The 7280-nt window shown below is 69.8% G+C and carries 7 protein-coding genes and 1 riboswitch; of the genes, 2 read left to right on the forward strand and 5 right to left on the reverse strand.

Annotated elements, in window-relative coordinates:
- The 4 genes from groEL to thrC all read right to left on the reverse strand — a co-directional run.
- Window positions 1–868, reverse strand: an 868-nt coding sequence (groEL, locus tag JKV81_RS26580; protein WP_202078146.1) for a chaperonin GroEL, incomplete at its 3' end; no start/stop codon positions are given.
- Between the two features lie 364 nt (window positions 869–1232).
- A complete protein-coding gene (locus tag JKV81_RS26585) occupies window positions 1233–1439 on the reverse strand; it encodes a cold-shock protein (protein WP_003967346.1) in 207 nt (68 codons plus the stop codon).
- A gap of 445 nt (window positions 1440–1884) precedes the next feature.
- Window positions 1885–2160 (reverse strand): MoaD/ThiS family protein, encoded by a 276-nt coding sequence (locus tag JKV81_RS26590; RefSeq protein WP_099174090.1) that lies wholly within the window; start codon window positions 2158–2160, stop codon window positions 1885–1887.
- 28 nt (window positions 2161–2188) lie between these two features.
- Complete coding sequence (gene thrC / locus JKV81_RS26595; protein ID WP_129264891.1) at window positions 2189–3487, reverse strand: threonine synthase; 1299 nt, start codon at window positions 3485–3487, stop codon at window positions 2189–2191.
- Window positions 3488–3505: 18 nt separating this feature from the next.
- Window positions 3506–3633, reverse strand: a riboswitch (SAM riboswitch).
- A 153-nt stretch (window positions 3634–3786) separates the two neighbouring features.
- On the opposite strand from thrC, the gene JKV81_RS26600 reads away from it, so the two are divergent.
- Both JKV81_RS26600 and JKV81_RS26605 read left to right on the forward strand, forming a co-directional pair.
- On the forward strand, window positions 3787–4737 hold the full coding sequence (locus tag JKV81_RS26600) for a glucosyl-3-phosphoglycerate synthase (protein WP_124275958.1): 951 nt from the start codon (window positions 3787–3789) through the stop codon (window positions 4735–4737).
- Window positions 4738–4890: 153 nt separating this feature from the next.
- Window positions 4891–6267 carry an alpha,alpha-trehalose-phosphate synthase (UDP-forming) gene (locus JKV81_RS26605; protein WP_202078148.1) on the forward strand — a complete coding sequence of 459 codons (1377 nt, stop codon included), beginning with the start codon at window positions 4891–4893 and terminating at the stop codon, window positions 6265–6267.
- On the opposite strand, the gene otsB is transcribed toward JKV81_RS26605, so the two are convergent.
- Window positions 6264–7112 (reverse strand): trehalose-phosphatase, encoded by an 849-nt coding sequence (gene otsB / locus JKV81_RS26610; protein WP_129264889.1) that lies wholly within the window; start codon window positions 7110–7112, stop codon window positions 6264–6266. The two genes, JKV81_RS26605 and otsB, sit on opposite strands and share 4 nt — an antisense overlap.
- Window positions 7113–7280 lie beyond the last annotated feature (168 nt).

The following is a 7280-nucleotide window of genomic DNA, read 5'->3' on the forward strand; positions in this document are numbered from 1 at the left end:
TGTCGCCGAGCATGGCCTTGCGGCGGTCACCGAAGCCCGGAGCCTTGACGGCCACGGACTTGAAGGTGCCACGGATCTTGTTGACGACCAGCGTCGACAGAGCCTCGCCCTCGACGTCCTCCGCGATGATCAGCAGGGGCTTGCCCGACTGCATGACCTTCTCGAGCAGCGGAAGGAGGTCCTTCACGTTGCTGATCTTGGAGTTGACGATCAGGATGTACGGGTCGTCGAACGACGACTCCATGCGCTCCATGTCGGTGGCGAAGTACGCCGAGATGTAGCCCTTGTCGAAGCGCATACCCTCGGTGAGCTCCAGCTCCAGACCGAAGGTCTGGGACTCCTCGACGGTGATGACGCCTTCCTTGCCGACCTTGTCCATCGCCTCGGCGATCTTGGCGCCGATCTCGGTGTCGGCAGCGGAGATGGAGGCCGTCGAAGCGATCTGCTCCTTGGTCTCCACGTCCTTCGCCTGCTCCAGCAGAGCGGCGGAGACGGCCTCGACGGCCTTCTCGATGCCACGCTTGAGAGCCATCGGGTTGGCACCCGCGGCGACGTTGCGCAGGCCCTCGCGGACGAGCGCCTGGGCGAGAACGGTGGCGGTGGTCGTACCGTCGCCGGCGACGTCGTCCGTCTTCTTGGCGACCTCCTTGACCAGCTCCGCACCGATCTTCTCGTACGGGTCCTCGAGCTCGATCTCCTTGGCGATGGAAACACCATCGTTGGTGATCGTGGGCGCGCCCCACTTCTTCTCGAGGACGACGTTACGGCCCTTGGGGCCGAGGGTGACCTTGACGGCGTCGGCGAGCTGGTTCATCCCGCGCTCGAGACCGCGCCGTGCCTCCTCGTCGAACGCGATGATCTTGGCCATGTGAAGTGGTCCTCCCGGACAGGGGTGGATTTCTCCGGACCGAGAGGCGCCCGCGACGGACGGCCAGCGTGCGCGGTGGTTCATTGCTCCACCGTGCCTGCGGGCCTCACCGGCCCGGTCCAAGTTTCTGTCACTCTCACCTGGAGAGTGCTAACGCCAATGATTAGCACTCGACCCCAGAGAGTGCAAGCGCCTTCGAAGAAGGCTCGCTGTGGGGTGGCGGTCGGGCGACGGGCGGGCGCAAGCGTCGTCCTCGGGATGTGGACAACCTTGGGGGGCGTGCGGACGCACGTGAGGCCCGGACCCCTGACCGGGGTACGGGCCTCACGTGCGTGAGTAGTGTCGTCGGACGACCGCGCCGAGCTCAGCCGACGGCGAGCTTGACCATGTCGGCCTGGGGCCCCTTCTGGCCCTGCGAGATCTCGAATTCAACTCGCTGACCCTCTTCGAGGGTGCGGTACCCGTCCATCTGGATCGCGCTGTAGTGGACGAAAACATCCGCACCACCGTCGACCGCGATGAAGCCGTACCCCTTCTCCGCGTTGAACCACTTGACGGTGCCCTGAGCCATGCCTAACTCCCCTATTACTGGCCCTTGCACGAGCACCGCACTTCGCGGGCCCGGGTCAGAACTCACCCTCCGACAGGAGAGGGTGGCGTGCGCCGGAACGCGTCGACCGCGGCCGAATGTATCTGCCCAACTGCCCTCTGCAACAGGTCAATCGGACGAGAATTCTGGGCACGCGTGATCGCACGCATAGGGGTAATTCACAAGATTCCAGGGCAAGTCGGGCCTGACAAAGGCCACTTATGCCTCAAGGAGTTCACGTACTTTGGCTGCTTCTTGTCGCGGCCGGGCGCATTCTCATATGCGGGGGGCACGGGCAGCTGCGGGGACTTCCCCAACTGTACCGCGCTCAACCATGCAGAATGACCCCCTCCGCTTCTCTCGCGGAGGGGGCCATTCTGTTCACTCTGTGCGGTCGGGCAGCCGGAGCGGGCCCGCCACCGCGCGATCAGCCTCCGGCGACCGCCGGGATGATCGAGACGCCGGCGCCGTCCGGGGTGACCGCGTCCAGGCCGCCCTCGAAGCGCACGTCGTCGTCGTTGACGTACACGTTGACGAAGCGGCGCAGCTTGCCCTGGTCGTCCAGGACGCGGGCACCGATGCCCGGGTGGTTCTGCTCCAGGGAGGCGATGACCTCGGAGAGGGTCGCGCCCTCCGCCGGGACCTCGGCCTGGCCGCCCGTGTAGGTGCGGAGGATGGTGGGGATACGGACCTTGACGCTCATGTGGGTGCCTTCCTTCGGTCTCGGGTGGTCAGTTGGCGGCGGCGAGGCCCGCGTCGCGGAACGCGTCCAGGCTGGGCCGGATCGTCGCCGACAGGCCGGTCGTGGGGGCGACCGCGTCGAGCGTCTTCAGTCCGTCGCCGGTGTTCAGGACGACGGTGGTGAGGGACGGGTCCAGCAGGCCGGCGTCGATCAGCTTCTTCGTCACGCCGACCGTCACCCCGCCCGCGGTCTCCGCGAAGATGCCCTCGGTGCGGGCCAGCAGCTTGATCGCGTCGACGACCTGCTCGTCGTTCACGTCCTCCACGGCGCCGCCGGTGCGCCGGGCGATGTCCAGGACGTACGGGCCGTCGGCCGGGTTGCCGATCGCCAGGGACTTGGCGATGGTGTTCGGCTTCTGCGGGCGCACGACGTCGTGGCCGGCCTTGAAGGCGGCGGAGACCGGGGAGCAGCCCTCGGCCTGGGCGCCGAAGATCTTGTACGGCTTGTCCTCGACCAGGCCGAGCTTGATCAGCTCCTGGAGGCCCTTGTCGATCTTCGTCAGCTGCGAGCCGGACGCGATCGGGATGACGATCTGGTCGGGCAGCTTCCAGCCGAGCTGCTCGCAGATCTCGTACGCCAGGGTCTTGGAGCCCTCGCCGTAGTACGGCCGGAGGTTGACGTTGACGAAGCCCCAGCCCTCGCCGAGCGGGTCGCCGATGAGCTCCGAGCAGAAGCGGTTGACGTCGTCGTAATTGCCCTCGATGCCGACCAGCTCGCCGCCGTACACCGCGGCCATGACGACCTTGCCCTGCTCCAGGTCGTGCGGGATGAACACGCAGGACCGGAAGCCGGCACGGGCCGCGGCGGCGCCCACCGCACCGGCGAGGTTGCCGGTGGAGGAGCAGGAGAGGGTGGTGAACCCGAAGGCGCGGGCGGCCTCGACGGCGATGGCGACGACACGGTCCTTGAAGGAGTGCGTCGGGTTGCCGGAGTCGTCCTTGACGTACAGACCGCCGGTCACGCCCAGCTCGCGGGCCAGGTTGTCGGCCTTCACCAGCTTCGTGAAACCGGGGTTGATGTTGGGCTTCTCCGCGACATCGGAGGGGACGGGCAGCAGCGGCGCGTAACGCCAGATGTTGTCGGGGCCCTCGGCGATGCGCTTCTTCAGCTCTTCGGGGGAGCCGCTCGGCAGGTCGTACGCCACTTCGAGCGGCCCGAAACAGGACGCGCAGGCGAAAATGGGACCGAGCGCGAAACGTTCACCGCATTCGCGGCAGGAAAGTGCTGCGGCGGGACCGAGGTCCACGGTGGAAGAATTGGTGTCGGCTGCAACTGTCTGCACGGCCATGATGGCGGAGGCCCTTTCTCCTCATCTTCCTTGCGACGTATTTCGCCACAAGACGGAATTGGCACCTTCCCCACCGTGACCTCGCGGTCGGCAGGAGGGTTGCCGGGACTTCAACGGGCCGTTCCCTCAGTCCCTCTGGATGAGCGCTATGGCACCGGACCATGGATCCGGGCGTTTATTCGCGGACCGACCCCGACATGCGAGGGTCATCCGCGTTGTTCAAGACTGTAACCGAAGCACCGGACGGTTGAGATAGTCGTCCGAACCGCGAGATGGATCACATACAGGGAGTATCGACCGTGCTGGAAGAGGTGGAACGCTGGCTGAGCGGGCGTTCCTGGTCTGCTGCCGACCGCCCGCTGGACCGGCTCACGGCCGCCCGGGCGCGCGATCCGCACCGCTCGCGCGTGAGCGTCGTCCTGCCCGCGCTGAACGAGGAGGCGACGGTCGGCGCGATCGTCGCGGAGATCCGGCGCGAGCTGATGGAGAAGGTCCAGCTCGTCGACGAACTGGTGGTGATCGACTCCGGTTCCACCGACGCCACCGCCGACACAGCGCGGCGGGCCGGCGCCCGGGTCGTGCACCGGGACGCGATCCTCCCCCGGATCCCCGCCCTGCCCGGCAAGGGCGAGGTGCTGTGGCGCTCGCTGCTCGTCACCAGCGGTGACATCGTCTGTTTCGTCGACGCGGACCTCAAGGACTTCTCGGCGGACTTCGTCTCCGGGATCGTCGGCCCCCTGCTGACCGACCCGCAGGTGCAGTTCGTCAAGGCCATGTACGACCGCCCGCTGGGCGAAGCCGCAGGCCAGGGCGGCCGGGTGACCGAACTGGTGGCGCGCCCGCTGCTCAATCTGCACTGGCCGATGCTGGCGGGCTTCGTCCAGCCGCTGGGCGGCGAGTACGCCGTGCGGCGCTCCCTCCTGGAGCGGCTCCCCTTCCCCGTCGGTTACGGAGTGGAGCTGGGCCTGCTCGTCGACGCGCTGCACACGGTCGGCCTGGACGCGCTGGCACAGGTCGACGTGGGCGTACGCAAACACCGCCACCAGGACGGCCAGGCCCTCGGGCGGATGGCGGCGACGATCTACCGGACGGCGCAGCAGCGGCTCTCCCGGGGGCCTCTCGTGCGGCCCGAGATCACCCAGTTCGAGCGGGGGCCCGGCGGATTCGTCCCGCACACCCATGCGGTGGACACCGAGGAGAGGCCGCCGATGCGGGAGATCGCGGAGTACGCGTCACGGAGTGCGGCGTAACGGTTCTTCACGCCCGGCCGCACGCCCGCCTCCACGCCCGGCCGCACGCCCGCCTCCGCGCCCGGCCGCACACCCGGCTCCGCACCCGCTCCGCGCCCGGCTCCACACCCGCTTCACGTTTGGCGGCTTCCCGAACGGGCTAGGTTCGGGTACATGGTCTCCGAGCACGCCGCCCAGGTCCTCGTCGCGTCCAACCGCGGCCCCGTGTCGTACGCACTGCGGGAGGACGGCACGCTCGACTCGAAACGGGGCGGTGGCGGGCTGGTCTCCGGCCTCAGCGCCGTCGACGACAAGCTGTGGGTGTGCGCCGCGCTCGGCGACGGCGACCGCGAGGCGGTCCGGCGCGGGGTCTCCGAGACCGGCGTACGGATGCTCGACATCGACGCCGGGGTGCACGCCGACGCGTACAACGGCATCGCGAACTCCGTGCTCTGGTTCGTCCACCACATGATCTACCAGACGCCGCTGGAGCCCGTCTTCGACGCGGAGTTCCGCCGGCAGTGGGCCTCCTACGAGGCGTACAACCGGGCCTTCGCCGAGGCGCTCGCGGAGGAGGCCGGCGAGGGCGCCTCGGTCCTGGTGCAGGACTACCACCTCTCGCTGGTCCCGGGCATGCTCCGCGAGCTCCGCCCCGACCTGCGGATCGGGCACTTCTCGCACACCCCCTGGGCGCCCGTCGACTACTTCCGGCTGCTCCCCGACGACATCGGCGAGCAGCTCCTCAAGGGCATCCTGGGCGCCGACCGCGCCGCGTTCCTGACCCGCCGCTGGGCGGACGCCTTTATCAGCTGCTGCACGGAGATCCTCGGCGGCACCGGCCGCACCCGGATCGGGGTGCACGGACTGGGCGCCGACGCGGACTTCCTGCGCCGCCGCTCCCGTGAGGCGGACGTGGACGACCGCATGGAGATCCTTCGGGAGCAGGTGGGCGCGGACCGGCGCACGATCGTGCGGGTGGACCGCACGGAGCTCTCCAAGAACATCGTCCGTGGCATGCACGCCTACCGTGCGCTGCTGGAGGAGCGCCCCGAATGGCGCGAGCGTGTGGTGCACATCGCCTTCGCCTACCCCTCGCGGCAGGACCTCGCGGTCTACCGCGACTACACGGCGGAGGTCCAGCGGGTCGCCGACGCCATCAACGCCGAGTACGGCACGGAGGGCTGGACCCCGGTCCTGCTCCACGTCGACGACGACTTCGCCCGCTCCCTGGCGGCGTACCGGCTGGCGGACGTGGCCCTGGTCAACCCGATCCGCGACGGCATGAACCTGGTCGCCAAGGAGGTCCCGGTCGTCTCGGACCACGGCTGCGCGCTGGTGCTCTCCCGGGAGGCGGGGGCGTACGAGGAGCTGGGCGAGGACGCGATCGTGGTCAACCCGTACGACGTGTCGGCCACGGCGGCGGCGCTGCACGAGGCGCTCACGATGGACCCCGACGAGCGGGGTGCCCGCACGAAGCGCCTGGCCGCGGCGGCGACCGCGCTGCCGCCGCAGCAGTGGTTCCTGGACCAGCTGGACGCGCTGCGGGGCTAGGGCGGTGTGATCCGCCGGGCGATCGAGTGCAGCAGCTCCGCGACCGCCGCCGGGCCCGACAGCACCAGGTCGGCCCGCTCGGCGAGTTCGGGGACCTCCGTGCCGCTGCACACCAGCAGTCCGGCGACGCCCCGGTCGCGGAGCTTCTCCACGGCGGCGTACGCGGCGAGGTCACCGAGGTCGTCACCGGCGTACAGCACGGCCTCGGCGCCGGTCTCCTTCACGTACTCCTCCAGCGCCACGCCCTTGTCCACGCCCGGCGGACGCAGCTCCAGGACGAGGCGGCCCGGCTCGACGATCAGGCCGTGGCGGGCGGCGAGATCCCCGAGGGGCCCGCGCAGGGCCTCGAAGGCGCCCTGCGGGTCGGCGGCCCGGCGGGTGTGCACGGCGACCGCGCGGCCCTTCTCCTCGATCCAGGTGCCCTCACCGGCACCGGTCCCCGCCAGCACGGCCGGGAGCTCCGCCAGAGCACCCTCGACGCCGGGGTCCGGGGCGGGGGCGTGCACGGTGGCGGTGGCGGCGTCCCAGCGCTCGGCGCCGTAGTGCCCGAGGACGACGAGATGATCCAGCCCGGCCGCCCCGGCGAAGCCGCCGTACCGCACGGCGGTGTCGGCGGGCCGCCCGGTGATCACGGCGACCGCGGCGACCTGCGGGGCGAGCGCGGAGAGGGCCGGCAGGACATCGGGGTGCGCCCGGGACTGCTCCGGATCCGGGACGATGTCGGCCAGCGTGCCGTCGAAGTCCAACGCGACGACCGCACGCCCGGGCCGCTCGAGAAGCACGGCGAGACCGTCACGGCCGGCCTGGGTGGACGGGGTCGGAAGGGGATGTGCCGGAGTACCCATACCCCGAGCGTATCGGCGCCCCGCCCCACGGCCCGCCGAAACAGACCCGATCAAGCCGCGCCGGTCTCCGTCACGGGGCCAATTCAGGCGATCCCCGACACGGGCCACACTCAGCCTCGTCGTCCGACCCCCACACCAGCCAAATCAAGCCCCGCCGGCGATTGAGGC

It is taken from the genome of Streptomyces silvae, from assembly GCF_016745505.1.
GTDB lineage: Bacteria > Actinomycetota > Actinomycetes > Streptomycetales > Streptomycetaceae > Streptomyces > Streptomyces silvae.